The organism is Priestia sp. 40 (assembly GCF_049368575.1).
In the GTDB taxonomy this organism is placed as follows: Bacteria; Bacillota; Bacilli; order Bacillales; family Bacillaceae_H; genus Priestia; species Priestia zanthoxyli.
In genome coordinates this window covers 26,043-44,394 of record NZ_JBMPZA010000012.1, presented here as the reverse complement: position 1 = coordinate 44,394, position 18,352 = coordinate 26,043, and the positions used below count along the sequence as shown (strand labels likewise).

At 36.6% G+C, this 18,352-nt stretch carries 17 protein-coding genes; 7 read left to right on the top strand and 10 right to left on the bottom strand.

Annotated elements, in window-relative coordinates; translation table 11 throughout:
* Positions 1-136: 136 nt before the first annotated feature.
* From ACO1DI_RS13045 to ACO1DI_RS13030, 4 genes are all read left to right on the top strand, one after another.
* A complete protein-coding gene (locus ACO1DI_RS13045) occupies positions 137-1,699 on the top strand; it encodes an alpha-amylase family glycosyl hydrolase (protein ID WP_258523580.1) in 1,563 nt (520 codons plus the stop codon).
* 417 nt (positions 1,700-2,116) lie between these two features.
* Positions 2,117-2,320, top strand: coding sequence for a helix-turn-helix transcriptional regulator (locus ACO1DI_RS13040; protein WP_251440795.1), 204 nt, complete (start codon positions 2,117-2,119; stop codon positions 2,318-2,320).
* 22 nt (positions 2,321-2,342) lie between these two features.
* A complete protein-coding gene (locus ACO1DI_RS13035) occupies positions 2,343-2,714 on the top strand; it encodes a hypothetical protein (protein ID WP_251440797.1) in 372 nt (123 codons plus the stop codon).
* A 1,376-nt stretch (positions 2,715-4,090) separates the two neighbouring features.
* Entirely contained in the window at positions 4,091-4,531 is a 441-nt protein-coding gene (locus ACO1DI_RS13030; RefSeq protein ID WP_071277291.1) for a YaiI/YqxD family protein, read from the top strand.
* 185 nt (positions 4,532-4,716) lie between these two features.
* On the opposite strand, the gene ACO1DI_RS13025 is transcribed toward ACO1DI_RS13030, so the two are convergent.
* The 4 genes from ACO1DI_RS13025 to ACO1DI_RS13010 form a co-directional block, all read right to left on the bottom strand.
* Positions 4,717-4,857: a hypothetical protein gene (locus tag ACO1DI_RS13025; protein WP_170836829.1), complete on the bottom strand. Its 141-nt coding sequence runs from the start codon at positions 4,855-4,857 to the stop codon at positions 4,717-4,719.
* Positions 4,858-5,846: 989 nt separating this feature from the next.
* Positions 5,847-6,140, bottom strand: a complete 294-nt coding sequence (locus ACO1DI_RS13020; RefSeq protein ID WP_423145355.1) for a hypothetical protein — start codon at positions 6,138-6,140, stop codon at positions 5,847-5,849.
* A 109-nt stretch (positions 6,141-6,249) separates the two neighbouring features.
* On the bottom strand, positions 6,250-6,708 hold the full coding sequence (locus tag ACO1DI_RS13015) for a GNAT family N-acetyltransferase (RefSeq protein ID WP_414185145.1): 459 nt from the start codon (positions 6,706-6,708) through the stop codon (positions 6,250-6,252).
* Entirely contained in the window at positions 6,695-8,128 is a 1,434-nt protein-coding gene (locus ACO1DI_RS13010; protein ID WP_423145354.1) for a class I adenylate-forming enzyme family protein, read from the bottom strand. Before ACO1DI_RS13010 ends, ACO1DI_RS13015 begins: the two co-directional genes overlap by 14 nt.
* 154 nt (positions 8,129-8,282) lie before the next feature.
* Between ACO1DI_RS13010 and ACO1DI_RS13005 the strand changes: the two genes are divergently transcribed.
* Together ACO1DI_RS13005 and ACO1DI_RS13000 are read left to right on the top strand one after the other, a co-directional pair.
* A complete protein-coding gene (locus ACO1DI_RS13005) occupies positions 8,283-8,840 on the top strand; it encodes a biotin transporter BioY (protein ID WP_226555521.1) in 558 nt (185 codons plus the stop codon).
* A gap of 13 nt (positions 8,841-8,853) precedes the next feature.
* Complete coding sequence (locus ACO1DI_RS13000) at positions 8,854-9,948, top strand: acetyl-CoA C-acyltransferase (RefSeq protein ID WP_181903764.1); 1,095 nt, start codon at positions 8,854-8,856, stop codon at positions 9,946-9,948.
* Between the two features lie 11 nt (positions 9,949-9,959).
* Here the strand turns inward: ACO1DI_RS13000 and ACO1DI_RS12995 are convergent, their stop codons facing one another.
* The 6 genes from ACO1DI_RS12995 to ACO1DI_RS12970 all read right to left on the bottom strand — a co-directional run bounded on the left by ACO1DI_RS12995 (position 9,960) and on the right by ACO1DI_RS12970 (position 17,641).
* Positions 9,960-10,616 (bottom strand): MtnX-like HAD-IB family phosphatase, encoded by a 657-nt coding sequence (locus ACO1DI_RS12995; RefSeq protein WP_423145353.1) that lies wholly within the window; start codon positions 10,614-10,616, stop codon positions 9,960-9,962.
* Between the two features lie 17 nt (positions 10,617-10,633).
* Complete coding sequence (locus ACO1DI_RS12990) at positions 10,634-13,840, bottom strand: SNF2 helicase associated domain-containing protein (RefSeq protein WP_423145392.1); 3,207 nt, start codon at positions 13,838-13,840, stop codon at positions 10,634-10,636.
* 132 nt (positions 13,841-13,972) lie between these two features.
* Positions 13,973-15,190, bottom strand: coding sequence for an MFS transporter (locus ACO1DI_RS12985; RefSeq protein ID WP_182420525.1), 1,218 nt, complete (start codon positions 15,188-15,190; stop codon positions 13,973-13,975).
* Positions 15,190-15,729, bottom strand: a complete 540-nt coding sequence (locus tag ACO1DI_RS12980; RefSeq protein WP_014459935.1) for an NADPH-dependent FMN reductase — start codon at positions 15,727-15,729, stop codon at positions 15,190-15,192. Before ACO1DI_RS12980 ends, ACO1DI_RS12985 begins: the two co-directional genes overlap by 1 nt.
* Positions 15,730-15,868: 139 nt before the next feature.
* On the bottom strand, positions 15,869-16,507 hold the full coding sequence (locus tag ACO1DI_RS12975) for a response regulator (protein ID WP_243556754.1): 639 nt from the start codon (positions 16,505-16,507) through the stop codon (positions 15,869-15,871).
* A gap of 15 nt (positions 16,508-16,522) precedes the next feature.
* Positions 16,523-17,641 (bottom strand): GAF domain-containing sensor histidine kinase, encoded by a 1,119-nt coding sequence (locus ACO1DI_RS12970; RefSeq protein ID WP_049164789.1) that lies wholly within the window; start codon positions 17,639-17,641, stop codon positions 16,523-16,525.
* Between the two features lie 341 nt (positions 17,642-17,982).
* Here ACO1DI_RS12970 and ACO1DI_RS12965 point away from each other — a divergent pair, with 341 nt between their 5' ends.
* The gene (locus tag ACO1DI_RS12965) at positions 17,983-18,321 is read left to right on the top strand and encodes a hypothetical protein (protein ID WP_033579093.1); all 339 of its coding nucleotides are present in this window, start codon (positions 17,983-17,985) and stop codon (positions 18,319-18,321) included.
* Positions 18,322-18,352 lie beyond the last annotated feature (31 nt).

Sequence of the window (18,352 nt, the reverse complement as noted above, 5' to 3'; positions counted from 1 at the left end):
TAACTAGGTTGTCAGAATAATTACTAGTTCTAAATAATCAAAATAAAATTTTTGTTGTAATCGTTTTCAAATAGGTGCTATATTTCAATTGTAGTCAATTTATGCAAACGATTGCAAAAAAAAAGGGGATGAAACGATGAAAGGGAAAAAATGGACAGCTTTAGCTCTAACACTGCCGCTGGCTGCTAGCTTATCAACAGGTGTTCACGCCGAAACCGTACATAAAGGTAAAGCTCCAACAGCAGATAAAAACGGTGTCTTTTATGAGGTGTATGTAAACTCTTTTTACGATGCAAATAAAGATGGCCATGGTGATTTAAAAGGTCTTACACAAAAGTTGGATTATTTAAATGATGGCAATTCTCATACAAAGAATGATCTTCAAGTAAACGGGATTTGGATGATGCCGGTCAACCCTTCTCCCAGCTATCATAAATATGATGTAACGGACTATTATAATATTGATCCGCAGTATGGAAATCTGCAAGATTTTCGCAAACTGATGAAAGAAGCAGATAAACGAGACGTAAAAGTCATTATGGACCTTGTTGTGAATCATACGAGCAGTGAACACCCTTGGTTCCAAGCTGCGTTGAAAGATAAAAACAGCAAGTACAGAGATTACTACATTTGGGCTGATAAAAATACCGACTTGAATGAAAAAGGATCTTGGGGACAACAAGTATGGCATAAAGCTCCAAACGGAGAGTATTTTTACGGAACGTTCTGGGAAGGAATGCCTGACTTAAATTACGATAACCCTGAAGTAAGAAAAGAAATGATTAACGTCGGAAAGTTTTGGCTAAAGCAAGGCGTTGACGGGTTCCGCTTAGATGCTGCCCTCCATATCTTTAAAGGTCAAACACCTGAAGGCGCTAAGAAAAATCTCCTGTGGTGGAATGAGTTTAGAGATGCAATGAAAAAAGAAAACCCTAACGTATATCTAACGGGTGAAGTATGGGATCAGCCGGAAGTAGTAGCCCCTTACTATCAATCGCTTGATTCTTTATTTAACTTTGATTTAGCAGGGAAAATTGTCAACTCTGTAAAAGCAGGAAATGATCAAGGAATCGCCACTGCAGCAGCGGCAACGGATGAGCTTTTTAAATCATACAATCCAAATAAAATTGACGGCATTTTCTTAACCAACCATGACCAAAACCGCGTCATGAGTGAGCTAAGCGGAGATGTGAATAAAGCAAAATCAGCTGCTTCTATCTTACTTACGCTTCCTGGAAATCCGTATATTTATTACGGTGAAGAAATTGGTATGACCGGTGAAAAGCCTGATGAATTAATCCGTGAACCGTTCCGCTGGTACGAAGGCAACGGAATTGGACAAACTAGCTGGGAAACACCTGTATATAACAAAGGCGGCAATGGTGTGTCTGTAGAAGCACAAACAAAACAAAAGGATTCCTTGTTAAATCATTACCGTGAAATGATTCGCGTGCGCCAGCAGCACGAAGAGTTAGTAAAAGGAACGCTTCAATCCATTTCAGTAGACAGTAAAGAAGTCGTTGCCTATAGCCGCACGTATAAAGGCAAATCGATTAGCGTGTATCATAATATTTCAAATCAACCTGTAAAAGTATCTGTAGCAGAGAAAGGTAAATTGATTTTCTCTAGTGAAAAAGGTGCAAAAAAGGTTAAAAATCAGCTTGTAATTCCGGCTAATACAACGGTTTTAATAAAATAATAGAAAACACCTTCGAGTGATTACCTGGTAATCACTTGAAGGTGTTTTTTCATAAAAAATTAGCATGAGAACATCATCAGAAATTAGTGTAAACATAATTTCTACTGCTAATCTAATTAGTTCATAAATCTTCATAAATAATCTCTTTCTCTTCTTTATCATGAGGAAAAGGCAACGCAACATACATCGTTATCTTTTCTTTCTCACTTTCTGCCCATATTTCTCCTTGATGAAGTTCGACAATTCGTTTGGCAACGGTACCCCTTTTTTGATTTTATAACTGTTAACATAAAACGTATTATCGGCACAAAATAGAAGATGGGTAGTAAAGCGACCTTTACGTAAAGTGTACTTTACGTAAAGGTCGCTTTACTATAGAATAAGGTTAAATAATAAAACAGAGGAGGATTTATGTGAGTGAAAAACCATTTGGCAGAACATAGACAGAAATATGGTTATTCTCAAGATAAACTAGCCGAAAAGCTAGGTGTATCGAGACAGACCATCATATCAATTGAAAAAGGAAGATATAACCCCTCACTTCCTTTAGCTTTACAAATAGGAAAAATCTTTAAAACTCCAGTAGAAGCAATCTTTATTCTGGACACTGAAAAAGGATAGAACTTTTAGGAGGTAATATAACATGGCTTTAAAAAAAGGATATTTTCTCATCGGTATTATGTTTACATTCATTTTTGGATTCAAATTAGTTTCAGCAATTACAAACTCAGCATCTTATATTGAAGCGTTGATATGGGGCGCATTTACATATATGTGTTTTGCTTTAAGTTACTTATTTCCTCACTTTCAAAAGAAAGATGAAAGAATGAATCTTATTAGACAAAAAGGGTTATATTACTCATTTTTTGCTTTAATGATCTATCTTTTTATAGCTATAGCGTTAATAAAGATTGGAATCATTGCTCTTACTTCACTTGAGATAGCTTCAGTATTAATTTCACTAATGGTTATTACAATGTGGACATCTTGGATTATATTATCTAAACGTTATTAATAAAGCGCTCAATACTACATGAAAAGATAGTTACCATAATGGATTTTCTAGGAAACAAATAAAGACAGCAGCCAATATAGAATTAGCTGCTGTCTTTATTTATAGGTTTAGTTTTCATAAAAATCCCTGCTAATCCAATGAAAATAGCAGATACAAGTAATGCAGTTACTCCCTGCTTTAAAATAAAGCTAAAGACCATTACAGAAAGTAAGCTTAACAAAAACATTAATTTGACTAACATATTTCTCTTATTCATTTATAATCATCTCAATTCTGCGTACGGATAACATATAAAGTTATTGTCGTTGCTCTCTTTGTCCAACAATCCAAGCTAAAACTAAAATAGAAGCTGTTACTACTAAAGCTGTAAACATAACTATATTCACCTCTTATTCCTTATAATTACATTTTAACACATTATAAAGAGAGAAAAATGAATGAATACGATATGCAAAGCTAGTTTACATAAACACTCTTAACGGAACCCACGCAAAAAGAGAACCCTTATGAGAGTAAGGGTTCGAAAGAGGTCTCAATTATGAGTTATGCAGCTTTTTATACATCGTTCATTTGTTAGGTTTTTCATTAGGAGGACCAACATATTCGATGAATAAAAAGCGCACCTTTTATTCATATGCAAGCCCTTATAAAAAAAGCATGTATCGCAAAAAGTATGATACAATAACCTCTGGTCTATTTTTTACAAATTTCAACGTAGCAAAAAGAGCAACCTCTCGTCCACTGCAGAGGTTGCTTCTTTTATTTTATATATGCAGCAACATATTAAAAATAGCTTTTAATTACAGAACATGGTAATCTATTTACGCTTCATACTTCGGATACGTATGAACAAACCCTTACAAAAAAAGAAATCTCGTTCATTGGCCAATGCCGAGGTTTCTTTTTATTTTGCTTACCTTTCAGGACGCTTAGTTACGTATATTTTATATGTATGAGATATTTAATTCTCCCTCTTAAAACTCAGGATTCATACTTCTTTTCTTCATCAATCCATCTATCTTCAGTCAATAGTCCACACTTAGGGCATTTATATTTCGGATCTATTTGAGTTGTTATTTCCTCAACATTACAAAGTTCACATAAATGAATTAAAAACGAATATCACCACACTCCTAATAAATAGAAAACACATCATTATTATTATGGGTTTCATAAGTGATAATAACATCTTTTTCATACTTTAGAAGTTTACGTGAGATCAAATTAGCTTCTCCTTTTAAAAAAGAGAGCATCAAACGCAGGCTTTAATACAACAACTGTTTTTTAATAATTTTAGGCAAAATATCTTTGTCGTTTGACAAAGGATAAGTCTTCCATTATCATCAACTCAAACTTATTTACGAGGAGAGGTAAAAATGAAAATTTATGTTGATGCAGATGCTTGTCCGGTAAAAGATATCATTATCTCTGAAGGTACGAATGCTGAAATTCCTGTTATCCTTGTTACTAGCTTTTCTCATTTTTCTAATGTGGAACAACCATCAGGAGTGGAAACCATTTATGTTGATTCTGGAGCAGATGCTGCGGATTATCGGATTATGGGGTTAGTAAAAAAAGGGGATATAATCGTTACGCAAGATTATGGTCTTGCTTCGCTAGGTTTAGCAAAAGGGTGTGTGGTACTTCACCATAATGGGTCTAGCTATACAAATGAAAACATTGACCAATTATTGCAAACACGTTATTTGAGTGCAATGGCTCGAAAAAGTGGAAAGCGTACAAAGGGGCCAAAACCATTTACACCCGAAGATAGAGAGAAATTTAAGGGGCTTTTTAAAAGAGCAATTTCACGCTAAAAAAGAACCAGCTATTTTCAAAAAAACCAGAAAAACAAATTGTCCAAATGTTAAACTAACCTGCCCCGTTAGCTTAAGTAGAAACATCAATAGGCGACCTATTCCTTCTGCTCAGAAAGATAAAGTCACCTACACGATTTTTCCGTTCATTATTATTTACCCTTTCTGTTTTCCTATTTATACATTTATTGTTTTGCATATTTCTGTTCTAACTGATTTACTACATCTTCCTGACATTCATTGATAAATAAATAAGTAAGGTATGAATGTAAATCAAATCGTTCTTCATTAATAAATGTAGAGAAAACCTGTTTATATTCGCTCAATAGTTTGACCTCCTTTATGCAAGTCCCTATTCTTTATTATTGTCCAACTAGCAATCTCTTATACATACAAATTAACAAAATATTTTATAGGATAAGCTGTTTTCATCTTGTACTGGCCCCGCCTACGTCACATACAATGATAGCAAGCTTATTCCCATTATATATGTAATCGTTTACAAAATAAATTAAAATAATTGAATATTCTGTTTTTTAATCGATATTAGGGACAGTATGGAAAATTCTTATAAGTAGCTAAAAATTAAAGAAACGTCCGCAAAAGTATACTTTTTTGAACTTTTGATTTATATAGAAAATCTATCATTTTCACGGTTCGTTTAAGTTTTGAAATAATATACGAACGTTCTCTAAAACACATAAAACTTTGCGAACGTTCTTATTAGAAAAAAATGATGGATTCAAATCGAATCTTGATAGTGTGTTAGAACGAATAGCTTAAAAATAGTAGGATTCTACATCAAACTTTTAATATAAGTTTTGAAAAAGAAATGTGGCCAGCTTGAGATGAAAAATAATTGATTATAGTCATATCTAAAAAAACACACCTTATTTAATTAATAGTATCTTCTCTCATTATTTCTTTATATTGAAAGAGCTTTATTTACATACGGTGTTTTACACCCTTAATCATGTGGAAACCAATAAGTGCAAAAAAACTGCACCTAGATTTAAAATAATCGAAGGTGCAGTTTTTATTAAACATTGTAATTTAATCTTCTTTATTCAATTCCCCAATAGAAAATTGAGTCCATTCCATACTCATCTTCACTGATGAAAATGCCAAATTTCTCATCAACATTTGTAAGTATGAACCAGAAATAAGCTTCAGAATTATTAGCTTCTGTATAATATAATACACTTTCTAAGTTTTCATAAAAATCTTTTAATTTAATTATTAAATTAGGCAGTTGTTCATGTTTTCTACCATTGTAAATTACAACTTTTTGATTGAGATAACCCTTTATTTTGTTTTAAAATTCTTCTAATTCAACTTTTATTCTTTGTTCATCATGTTTGAAGAATGCCTTAAGTTTAAGCTCTGACGAATAAATAAACTCTAGTTTGTCCAGGTAAACTTTTTCGTTATTTATCTCAAACGATGAAATATCTGGAATGCATTTTTTGAAATCTTCTTCAGCTCTTTTTAAGTAGTTTTTTCTCTTTAATTCAGCTATTTTTTCTTTTCTTAAATAGTTATCTATTGTTCTTCCCTCGCTTTTTGTATCCTGAACGATTTTCTGGGTAATGGATGCTTCTTTAATCATATCTACCTTTTTTATAAGGATTTAACCCATCTACCACGTGAAAATACGGACCTCTTCCATTTGCATTCCAGTACAGTAAAAAATCCGCGGATATAATCCACGGATTTTTTTACAGCCCTTTTTCCAAACAGTTAACTTGATTATGATGCAGCGGCTTAGTGGCATACTGTGTAAAACCAAGGCGCTCCCAAAACAGCTTAGCTCTAGGATTTTGAGACAGAACCCCAAGACGTAGAACGGAAAGCCCCTCTTCTTTTAGCTTGTCTTCAAACGCTAGATACGCCTGCGTTCCGAAACTGAAATTGTGATAGGCGCTATGAATAATAAAAGCCCCAATCCACGGATGATCATCGTTAGGATTTTGTTTCATGTAATCAATAACCCCTACGTATGTATCGTCGGCTTTTATAAAGTAACTGTCCGTTTTTTCGTTCATGTATTCTTTAAAAAGCTCTTCTTCACTTCTCTCTTTCTTACCGTTTTCTAACATGTTATAAGCTTCGTTTGAATTGATAATCTCTGACACAATATACATCGTGTCAGCTGTAACGGGTTCAAATGAGATCATATGTCTTCCCTTCTTTCTCTGTAAAGTAGCTGTATATCGTTGCTTTGTCAATTTTACCATTTTTCATTCGTGGAAAGGACGTTAAAATTCTCCATACGCGCGGGATTTTATAGGCAGATACTCGTTGTGTCAGCGCTTGTCTTACATCAGAAAGAGAAACGTTCTCTAAAACAATTGCTGCACCTACAACTTCTGAACGTTCAGCATCTACTATGCTAAAGACAGCTGCTTCGCTAACGCCCGGTATTTGTAATAGCAGCTCTTCAATTTCTTCAGCATATACTAAGCTTCCGCTGCTTTTAATCACATTTTTATCTCTTCCTACGATGGTAATGCTCCCGTCTTGAAGCTGAACTGCAATATCATGCGACGTAACATATCCATTAAAAAATGAGCGGTTCGTTTCTTCGCTATCTTTAACAAACCCTTCGAATGCTTGAGTTGTTTTCACAAACAGTATTCCTTTGTCTCCTTTTTCTACTTCTTTTCCACGTTCGTTCAGGATTAAAACGTCTACACTGTCAACAGGATAGCCTACTGTATGAGGCAGCGTTTCAGCGGTATCTGGTGAAAGTACCGTAACAAATCCCATTTCAGAAGATCCGTAATATTCATACAAAGAGGCATCAGGAAATGCTTGTGAAAATTTCTTTCGAACGGAAGGCGATAATTTATTGCCTACTGAAATCACAGTCTGTGGAAGAAGTCGTTTTTCTTTCGGTCTGCTTTGTATGTATCGAAGCAATGGAGAAATTAATGCAGGTGTAATAGACATACAGCTAGCTTCTTTGTTAAAAACAGCCGAAGGTGTAAACGATTCTAGCATGATAGCTTGCATCCCGCTGCAAAGCGCATGCAAAACTGGGTAAAGCTGGGCAGAATACGAGATATGTAAAGGAACAAGCACTTTGTCGTGTTGCTCTAAAGAAAATATATCCGACCACTCTTGAAATGATGAAGACCAAGAATAATGCGATTTTACAAACCCTTTTGGTCTCCCTGTTGACCCAGAGGTAAATCCAAATAAAAATAGATCGGACAGTGCATTCACTTGCCGTACAGGCAGGATTGGTTTTTCTTTTGTTATTTTAGTTAGAGAAGATGGTTTACATAGCCAATTCGGGGATTGAATAGAAAAATAGGTATCCACTTCAGCCTCTGTTAGCTCATTATGTAAAAGCATCACAATTCCACCGGCTTTCAAAATCGCTAAAAATGACACAACAGCTTCTGCATTGTTTGGCATACTTAACGCAACGAGCTCTCCTTTTTCCATCCCTTTTTCTTTCAGCTGTTTTTCGACTTTGCATACACAATCCCACATTTGACTATAGCTTAGTTCATCAATAGAATCCGATAGTGCCAGTCTGTCAGGCGTTTGTTGACACTGATTAAAAACTAGTTCTTCAATTCGTTTCATTACTCCGTAAGCTCCCTTTTTCTTTTACTTTTAGTGTATCGTAAATGCGAGTTTGAGAAAAGAAAAATGTAAACTTATATAAAAATTAAGTTGACTAATTTAAGTTTAATAAGATACGATAGTCATGTTTTATCATACATAGCGGAGGTTTACGATGAAAACAAAAGATATGACGTACGTTGCACTATTTACAGCTATAATGGGAGTTCTAGGACTCGTCCCTCCTATTTTTTTATCTTTTACACCCGTTCCAATTACCCTTCAGCCTATGGGTGTTATGCTGTCAGGAGGAATCCTCGGAGCTAGATTAGGAGCTTTAAGTCAATTTCTCTTTTTATGTTTGCTAGCAGCTGGCGTTCCTTTACTTGCTGGAGGACGCGGAGGAATTGGTGTGTTTTTGAGTCCGAGTGCTGGATATATCATTGGCTATGTGTTTGCAGCTTTCTTTATTGGCTGGACGTTATCAAATTTAAAAAATGTAACGGTTGCAAAAGCTTTTGCTGTCAATGTGTTATTTGGGATTGTGTTAGTCTATGCCTGTGGCATTCCTGTGCAGGCAATGCAGCTTCACATTCCGTTTCTGAAGTCTCTTCAGCTAAGCTTTGTTTACCTTCCAGGTGACTGTATAAAAGCAGCGGTCGCGGCTTATTTAATTACAAAAGTTCGAAAAGCAGTAGCGGTACCTGGCCGTTCTAACACTGCTTCTATGTAAGGATGTGATGACTATGTATCAAGCAGCCGTTGTAAAAGCGAAGCGTACGGTCATTGGAAAAGAAAACGGTCTACTGAAAGATTTTCACGTTCAAGAGCTAGCGGCTCCTTTATTAAAACAGCTTAGCGCTGGAATTGAACATGAAATTGATGACGTTATTTTAGGAAATGTTGTAGGTCCAGGAGGAAACGTAGCTAGGCTATCCGCTTTAGAAGCGGACCTCCCTTTTTCTATCCCGGGAATGACCATTGATCGTCAGTGCGGAGCTGGCTTAGAGGCGATTCGAATGGCCAGCTATTTGATAAAAGCAGGTGCAGGAACGTGCTACTTAGCTGGAGGCGTTGAAAGTACAAGCACTTCTCCTTTTGAAAAAAGAGCACGTTTTTCTCCTGACAAAATTGGTGATCCCGACATGGGAATTGCAGCAGAAAACGTGGCCCAGCGATACAACATATCTAAAGACCAGCAGGATAGATATGCTCTTTTAAGTCATAAAAGAAGCTGGGAGTCTTTTGAAAAGAGATTGTTTGAAGAAGAAACGCTTCCTCTTCGAAATGTGATGCAAGATGAAGCATTTATGAAAAAACGAAACCTAACAAAGCTGCTGCAAAAAGCCAGCCCCGTCTTTTTAAAAAATGAAGGCACCGTCACCGCAGCCAACAGCTGTGGAATTAACGACGGAGCCTGCATTACGCTTGTGATGGAAGAGCAAAAAGCACGCGCTTTAGGCTTTCAGCCCGTTTTGCGTTTTATTGACGCTGATATTTCAGGAGTGTCACCTCTTTACCCTGCTATTGCGCCCGTTTCTGCGATTAAAAATATCTTGAAGCGAAATTCGCTTACGGTAGATGATATTGATTTATTTGAAATCAATGAAGCATTTGCTGTTAAAGTTGTCGCTTGCATGCAAGAACTGGGGATATCAGAAGAGAAAGTAAATATTCGCGGAGGAGCATTGACGCTAGGACACCCATACGGAGCATCAGGAGCTATTTTAGCTACGCGTCTTTTTTATGAAAGTAAGCGCCGTGACGTGCGATATGTAATAGCTGCTTTAGGAAGCGGAGGCGGAATAGGAACAGCGGTATTATTTGAAGTAATCAAATAATACCGCTGTTTTTATGCCTTTTTTATTACATTATGTTGCATCAAATATTGCTCAATATCTTTAAATGTCTCAACCGGAACAAATGAAACGTTTTGTTCGCGCAGTAAATCTTGCAAAGAATCTTTCGCAAAGGTAACATCTGCATGTTTTGCGGGATGTGAATCCGGCTCGCTGTCGCCAGCAAAATAAATTGTTTCGTATGCCTCTTTTAGTTCTTGAATAACAGCAGATTTATCAATGCCGTAGCGTTCTGAATGCCATCTGTGAGCAGGATCTAGACGCAAGTGAACGTTGTTTTGATGGAAATATCCTTCATTCGAATAAACTTCCACTTTTTCAACACCGTATTTATCTAAAAGCGGTTTAATATAGTACGTTGTTCCAGCGCTTAAAATATAAAAATCCCCGCCGTTTTCCTGAACAGCTTTAATAAAAGCGGGCACGTATTTATCAATTGGAATATTCGCTACTTCTTCTAAAATTTTCAGTTCTTCTTGGTGAATGGATTGAAAAACAGTAGATAAAAAATCAATATCTTTCATTTCTCCTGCTTTCCACCGGCGGAAAAGTTCTTCACCTTCTGGAAAATACTTTTCAATCACAATCCAGTAAAAATCTTTTTTTGAAATCGTTCCATCAAAATCTGATACAAACGCCCATTTTTTCATTCCTCACACATCCTTTGCTACATACTAAGCAGTTCTCGGAGCTCTTCTTCTGTCAAACTAGAAAGCATTGTTTCTCCCGGCTGAATAACCTGTTCAATGAGTTCTTTTTTCTTTTGCTGCAAGGCGTAAATTTTTTCTTCGATGGTTCCTTGAGAAATAAGCTTGATGACCTGCACCACATTTTTTTGTCCAATGCGGTGTGCACGGCCTGCCGCTTGTTCTTCAATCGCGGGGTTCCACCATAAGTCATATAAAATAACCGTATCGGCTCCCGTTAAATTTAAACCCGTGCCTCCGGCTTTTAATGAAATTAAGAAAATGTCTTGTTCTCCATTATTAAACCGATCCGCCATTTCCACTCGTTCTTTTGATGGCGTTTGACCGTCTAAATAAAAGTATGAGAGATTTTCTTTTTGAAGCTCTTCTCGAATAATATGAAGCATGCTTGTAAACTGAGAAAAGATTAACAAGCGTTTTCCGTTGGCAACCGCATTTCTTGTAATCTCAAGCAGCTGCTCTAATTTGCTTGAATACCCTTCGTAATTTTCAACGAATAGGGACGGATGACAACAAATCTGGCGAAGTCTTGTTAATCCCGCCAAGATCTTCATTCGGTTTTTATTAAAATCTTCACCGGCTAAAGATGATTTTAACTGCTCTAAATAGCCTACATACAACTCTTTTTGTTCTTTAGTCAGCTCAGATAAATGAGTGGTTTCAATTTTATCAGGCAGTTCTTTTAACACATCCTTTTTTACTCGTCGCAGTAAAAATGGTCTTACAATTCGGCTGACCTGCTCCGATGACATGTTTTTAAACTGGCGAAGCCCTGGAAATAAGCCAGGAAGAATGGTCTGGAAAATTGACCAAAGCTCATCAAGTGAGTTTTCAATAGGCGTACCGCTAAGCGCAAAACGTTTTTTAGCTGAAATAGTCCTAACAGCTACTGCTGTCTTCGTTGTATGATTTTTAATACTCTGAGCCTCATCTAGAATTAAAGCATGAAAATGAAGATGCTGATACAAATCGATATCTTGACGCAGCGTTGGGTAAGATGTAATCCATACGTCAGCTGTGCGTTTTAGCTTCTCCTCACGCTCGCTCGGCGTTCCTGTAATGGTTTGAACCGTTAAATTCGGTGCGAATTTCTCCAATTCGTTGCGCCAGTTATAAATCAAGGAAGCCGGCACAACAATTAAAAAAGCACTGCTGTCTTCATCAAGCTCTTTTTCAGATAAGATATAGGCAATGCTTTGAAGCGTTTTTCCAAGCCCCATATCATCAGCCAGTACGCCTCCTAAAGAGTAGTGAGCCAGCGATTTAAACCACTTAAACCCATTGTACTGATAATCACGCAGTGATGCCTGCAAGGATTTCGGTACTTCCCAATCCATTTCCTCTGGGGATTTAAGCTGTGTAAGTAACCTTTTAAATGCTGAGCCAAATTTAGCAGCTGATTTATCACCCGCACTCATAATCTCTTCCACTTGCATTCCTCTATATAAAGGTACCTGCAATGAGTTATCCTTTAAATCTTTTTCCGTTACGTTCAGCTCACGAAACAGATTTTGAATATGTTCAAAGCCCTCATTTTCAAGAGGGATAAACGCACCGTTATCTAGACGATGATAGCTTTTCTTTTCTAAAACAGATTTTAAAACATCTTGAACGGTCTGATGATCAATGCCTCCTAAGGCAAAATTGATCTCTAATAACCCATTACTGTTTTTGATGTCAACCGTTGTTACCGGATCCGAAAAATCCGTATAGGCATAGTCTTTCATCTCATCCGTAATATACACATCTGCTATTTCATCAAGCTTTGGAACAATATGAAACAAAAATTCATATAGAGAGTATTCGTCTTGATTTAAATACAGCTGGTTTTTATAAATGTTTAAAGGAGCTGTTTCAATTAAGTCCATGACGCGATCTTCTTTTTCTAAATCTCGTATTAAGATTTTATCGTACTTTTCAGGTTGAGGTGAAAATGGATTAATTGAAATCTCTCCGTAATTGTACCGAAGCGTCACAAACAGCTGTTCATCCTCACGATCAATAAATACTTTTGCTTTTAGTTCAGGTGCAATAATCTGATGAGATACTTCCTTTGCGATATCTACTTTCCCCACTTTTTTTAGTCCTGGAACGACGTGAGATAAAAAATTGCCCATCTGCTCTTCTGCTATAGGTACGACTGGCTTTAAAGGCGCCGTTTTTCGAAGTCCTTCAAGAAGCATTCGCTGATCTTGAGATAGCTCATAAAACGTCCCGTTTAAAAATAACCATCCATATCGATCAAAAAATGAAGCTTGATGAAGTTCCGTAAAGTCTAGCTCAAATCCAGCTGCCGAATGCTTATTTATTTGAAATGAAAAAGGAGCTGAGCTTTCAGCAAAGATAATATTTTCATATGAGTGCCCGTCATGAATAAATGTAAAGTTCCGATCTTTAAGCAATTGAAATAACTTTTTGGCTATGATGGAGGGAATGATTAGTTCTCTGTTATTTGCAGACGAACGATACATGGAATAAGAATTTTTATAAAATGATTCATTTGTCATAATATCCATCAGCAGCTCAATGATTTTCTTATCTTCTTCTATAAAAAAATGTTCCTCAGGGTCATATTCGAAGCGCTTAGTAAATTCGTGAGTTTGGAATTCTTTAACGTCTGTCAAAAATTCTTGAATGTTTTTTACTACATATGTCCGGTCGACGCCTACTTTCATTTCAAGCGCTACGTACATTCCTTCTGAACGTAAAAATTCTTCTGAGTAAGACTTGCAAATAAATTCTACTTTCAACGGATCTTTATCTGCATATTTTCTATGGTCGCTTATTGTTTGCTGATAGCTCGAAAATAAGTCGATAAAGTGATTTACATTTTCGTATTCTTTGCTTTGGCGAAAAGGCTTCGTTTTAATTGGCTGCGGCTTTGCTCGCTCATCGCAAATGGTTAATAAAACAGCTACTTCGTGTTTGCATTCTGAAAACTCGTGATAAGCAGGACAATCGCAGAATGAATAAAAAGAATTTCCTTTTTGTTCAACCATTACTGTATACATTTCCGCACCTCGAACGGATGCTGTCCACGTAGTGGTCTGTTCATTGTATTCCAAATCAAGCACACGCCCCTGCTTGTAATACGTGTGTCCTCTATAGTACGTTCTGCTTGAGTACGAATCTTTTAATTGTTCTTTGTTTAATGTTTTATTTATCATCGCTTCACAATCTTCCAATCGCATAACAGTCAATGCTGTTGCTGTTTAATTTCTATTCAGAACAAATAATGTCCAACGTCATAAACGTTGAACATTATTTGTCAATTCTTCTATTATAACATGCAACAGACATTATAAAACACTCTTAAGCAGTGCAGACTGTTTTCGGTGTTTTCTTTTGTAGAGCGTCCAGCCTGCCACAGCGGATGATAATAAAAGCAGGCTAAGTCCTAAAAAAGCCAGTCCTATACGATCATTAGCCGTAACGTACGTAAAGAAGAAAATCAATAAAATACGAATCCCTAACGTGATAAAGCGAAAACAGCTGTCGACTCTTCCTACGATAATATTCGGTATTTTTTGCATCATAAACGTATTTCGAGCTACTCTTGTACCTGCATTTGCAAAAGCAAGAAGAAACACAATAGAAAAGTAAACGGGCAGAAGCTTCATAAAGAAGATGATCGATATTCCAAGTGCAAAAAGGCTTATATTCAGCATAATAGCTAGCTCAGTGCCTGTTCTTTTTATAATAGATACGATCAATATCCCTGCGGTTAATGCTCCGAAACCATATACAGCACTTTCAATCCCGTATGCTGCTGGACTTGCGTTTAATTCTTGAGTCAGATAAATAGGAAACAAATAGTTCGTCATCATCACAGCAATGAAAGGCATAAAAGAAAGCAGTAAAAAAAGAGATACCGAGCGATTTTCTTTTATGAATGCTAATCCCTCTTTCATCGCAGTGTGTTTTTTATCGCTTCGTTCACTGCTTTGTTTATATGGAATACTCAATAGAAAAAGGAATGCAGCTATGTACGTAGCTGCATCTACTGTTAAAATCCATTGAAGCGACCACCGGGTAATGACTAGACTCGCTGCAGCCCCTGCAAGCATACTCGATAGCTGGCCTTGTATTTCCATAATACTGTTTAATGATTGAAACGCATCTTTTGAAAAAACTTCTTGATTTAATGCAAAAATCGTTGGATAAAAAAACGTGTAGTAAAGGTTTCCGGTTCCGTACAAAATGATGTAGTGAATGGTTGAATAGTCTGTCATAAAACCAAGGATCACAAATAGTATAACCGTGGTAAAACCGATAAGTTCTACTGTTAGCAATAATTTTTTTCGTGACATTCGATCAATAAGAACGCCGATATACGGAGTAGCAACAAAGCTAATCACCGTCATAATCAGCATAATCGTGCCAAATAGTCTATTTCCGTTTGGAGATGCAACTAATAGTAAAGGAATGGCAAGCATCGTAATACCGGAACCAATAGAGGATAAAACATTCGCAGCTACTACGGCTTGAAAGCGACGGTCCTTATAAAGCGCCTTCATCAAACATTTTGCTTAGCTTCTAAAATTTGCTTAGACACTTGTGCATACAGAGTCAGCTCATTAACTAATTCATGAATTCCGTCAGCGGCGTTTTTTCGTAAAGTTCCTTTTTCCACGATGTCTGCAGGGTCTAATACCAACTGCTTAGATAGAACATTCGCATACAAAGCGCGTGTAACGGTTCTAAGGTTGTTTAAAGCATTGATACCTCCTTTTCCTCCTCCTGATACGGCTACAAGTGCTACGGGCTTATGTGCAAAATACGCACTGTTTAAAAAGTCAAACGCGTTTTTTAATGCTCCGCTCATAGCGCCGTGGTACTCAGGCGTCGCAAGTAAGATACCATCCGCTTTTTCTATTGCTTCAGTCAGCACTTTCACTTCTTCTATTTCATACTGATGAGGTTCACCGGTGAATATAGGAAGTGATAATTGACTTAAATCTAGAAAAGAACTTTGATAGCTTTTGTGAAGTTCTCTCGTTACTTGTGTTGTTCGGCCTGTTTCTCTAGGACTTCCGTTAATAATAAGTATATTCATATTTATTTACCCCTCTGTCGTTTGGTTATATGTATAGTATAGGGATGATTGAACTTTTTTTCGTCATGCTATTGATAGAAAGAAAGCTACCAATATAGACTGAGGTGAACAGAGAAAAACCTACAACTAAAGTCGTAGGTTAGGAAATTCCATGCTGAACAGCATATAGAGCAGCTTGCGTGCGGTCTTGAACCCCAAGCTTCGATAAAATATTAGACACATGTGTTTTTACTGTTTTTTCTGTAATATGTAAGGCAACACCAATTTCTTTGTTGCTTTTGCCTTTTGCAATTTCTTTTAATACGTCTTTTTCTCGTTTTGTTAAGTGATCAATAAAATTGACTTTCTTTTCGCTGCTTTTGGTTAACCGTGTTAGCAAGTGCGTAGTGACTTTGGGATGAAGCTGATTTTCTCCATTCATTAGCTTTCGAATAGCCGTTACAAGTTCATCTGGATCGCTTTCTTTTAGCTGATAGCCTGAAGCTCCTGCTTCTAATGCCGGTATCACGTGATCTTGATCTGAAAAGCTTGTTAGAATCATGACTTGTATATGCGGTGCTTGTTTTTTTAGTTCTTTTGTTGCTTCGATTCCATCGAGAACCGGCATCGATAAATCCATTAACACAATATGAGGCTCTAGAGATGTCGCTAACTTTATAGCTTCTTCCCCGTTAGAAGCTTCTCCTACAACTTCTAAATCAGGCTGCGTTTGTAAGAAAAAGACAAGTCCTTTTCGGACAACGTGGTGATCATCTGCGATTAAAATCTTTATTTTCATGTGCGCTCCTTTCCGTTATGAAAGAGGAATAGATACTTCCACAATCGTTCCGTTTCCTATGCTGCTTGTAACAGATAGTTTTCCATTTAATCTTTTTATTCGCTCGTGCATAGTTTTTAGCCCAAGCGTCGGCAATTCTGCTGAAGGGCTATACATAAACCCATTGCCGCTATCCCGGACTTTCATAATTACTTGGTCTTTGCTTATATTTACGTTTAGATGTACCTCTGCCGTACCCGCATGCTTTCGGCAATTATTAAAAGCTTCTTGTCCAACTCTCCACAGTGTCTCTTCAATCACAGCAGGCAAAACGGACACTCCTTTAATTTGTTCTTTTACGTTAAGCCCTAGCATTTGACCATAGCTTTTTAACGCACTGACAATGCCGTTTTCTAATCCTTGAGGACGAAGCTGCCAAATTAATGCTTTCATTTCCACTTGAGCATGCTGAGCGGTTTCTTGGATTAAGGAAAAAGTCTCTTTTAACTGCACATCTTTTGCTAAGCTGCTTCCGGCTTTGGCTGTGACATTAATTGAAAACAACAGCTGATTAACAGAATCGTGAAGGTCTTTTGCCAGCCTGTTTCTTTCTTCAATAAGTTTTACTTCCTGCTGAGATTGAGTCAGCTTAATCCGCTTGATAGCCGTGCCAATTTGAAGAGCGACGGATCCTAATAAATCAAGCTCTCGCTGTTCAAAATGAATTTTATGAGGGGCAGCTACATTTAATAATCCAAAGCGTTCATCCCCTGCTTGTAAAGGAACCGTTGCATGATGAGTAATGTCATGTGTATCTCCCCACTCATGAATGACGGAATCTTCAAGTCTCTTACACTCCATAATATTAGACGCTTTTTGAAGCCGGCCATCCATATACCGGTCAACACACCAGCAGCTTCCATTACACATAGGCTGAGCGGTTTTATTTAATAAAGCTGGCGGCAAATGCTGAGCGGCAATCATCTCATGCTTTCCATTTTCATCAATAAAAAAGATCCATCCTGTTTGTAAATCTGTGATTTGCAGCAGTTTTAAAAGCGCATCATGAAGCATGGTATGTAAATTAGTGCCTTCATTTAAAATCTCGGAAATGTCTTTTAAAATCTTCAGCTCTGAAATATGGTCTTTTTCCATAGCCTCTCTCCTATATTATATGATGTATTTTCCATTTTTTATTTTATCACAATTAAAGCTGGTTCCGACTCACAGAACGTTATTTTTAAAGCATTTCCGCTTAGATATGTAAGACCTTTTAACATCAATAATAAAATTTTCAAAAAGTATGTCAGGTAGTTTAACAATTAGCTAGAGTCTTTACGTAAAACGAACTATACTACAGATAATTCAAGTAAGAACAGAAAAAATGAAGGGAAATGAGAAGAAAAAAATATTAAAATTAATACATTGAAAACGCTTCCAAATATGAAGGCATAGTGCTATTATATAATTATTAACAGAATAGGGATGTGAGAAAGATGAATAAATTATTTTTAGAAGAGTTACGATACATTATCTTGTGTGAAGTGCCTATGACAAAGTACCGAGTAGAGCAGCTTCAAGACAAATTTGATCAAAGCCCATACTTAATTAATGAACTTTATCAACTCCTATTCGAAAAGCGTCACATTTTAGCTTTTGTTGATGATATTGAATCATCCCTGTATGACTATATTGTGAATAAAGAAATGATGGATGCTAAAACGTATTACGGAGCTATTGCACATGCAGCAAATCTTTTCGGCGAAACGCCTACATATATAAAATGCAAAATAAAAAAATATAGACAGTCTTCGATTTCAAGTATCAGTGCCTAAAAGTTGTGCACAGCTGATTCAAATAAAGAGC

Coding starts and splice junctions, on each gene's coding strand:
- ACO1DI_RS13045 (WP_258523580.1), top strand. CDS start 137: ATGAAAGGGAAAAAATGGACAGCTTTAGCTCTAACACTGCCGCTGGCT.
- ACO1DI_RS13035 (WP_251440797.1), top strand. CDS start 2,343: ATGGCTTTAAAAAAAGGATATTTTCTCATCGGTATTATGTTTACATTC.
- ACO1DI_RS13030 (WP_071277291.1), top strand. CDS start 4,091: ATGAAAATTTATGTTGATGCAGATGCTTGTCCGGTAAAAGATATCATT.
- ACO1DI_RS13020 (WP_423145355.1), bottom strand. CDS start 6,140: ATGATTAAAGAAGCATCCATTACCCAGAAAATCGTTCAGGATACAAAA.
- ACO1DI_RS13015 (WP_414185145.1), bottom strand. CDS start 6,708: ATGATCTCATTTGAACCCGTTACAGCTGACACGATGTATATTGTGTCA.
- ACO1DI_RS13010 (WP_423145354.1), bottom strand. CDS start 8,128: ATGAAACGAATTGAAGAACTAGTTTTTAATCAGTGTCAACAAACGCCT.
- ACO1DI_RS13005 (WP_226555521.1), top strand. CDS start 8,283: ATGAAAACAAAAGATATGACGTACGTTGCACTATTTACAGCTATAATG.
- ACO1DI_RS13000 (WP_181903764.1), top strand. CDS start 8,854: ATGTATCAAGCAGCCGTTGTAAAAGCGAAGCGTACGGTCATTGGAAAA.
- ACO1DI_RS12995 (WP_423145353.1), bottom strand. CDS start 10,616: ATGAAAAAATGGGCGTTTGTATCAGATTTTGATGGAACGATTTCAAAA.
- ACO1DI_RS12990 (WP_423145392.1), bottom strand. CDS start 13,840: ATGATAAATAAAACATTAAACAAAGAACAATTAAAAGATTCGTACTCA.
- ACO1DI_RS12985 (WP_182420525.1), bottom strand. CDS start 15,190: ATGAAGGCGCTTTATAAGGACCGTCGCTTTCAAGCCGTAGTAGCTGCG.
- ACO1DI_RS12980 (WP_014459935.1), bottom strand. CDS start 15,729: ATGAATATACTTATTATTAACGGAAGTCCTAGAGAAACAGGCCGAACA.
- ACO1DI_RS12975 (WP_243556754.1), bottom strand. CDS start 16,507: ATGAAAATAAAGATTTTAATCGCAGATGATCACCACGTTGTCCGAAAA.
- ACO1DI_RS12970 (WP_049164789.1), bottom strand. CDS start 17,641: ATGGAAAAAGACCATATTTCAGAGCTGAAGATTTTAAAAGACATTTCC.
- ACO1DI_RS12965 (WP_033579093.1), top strand. CDS start 17,983: ATGAATAAATTATTTTTAGAAGAGTTACGATACATTATCTTGTGTGAA.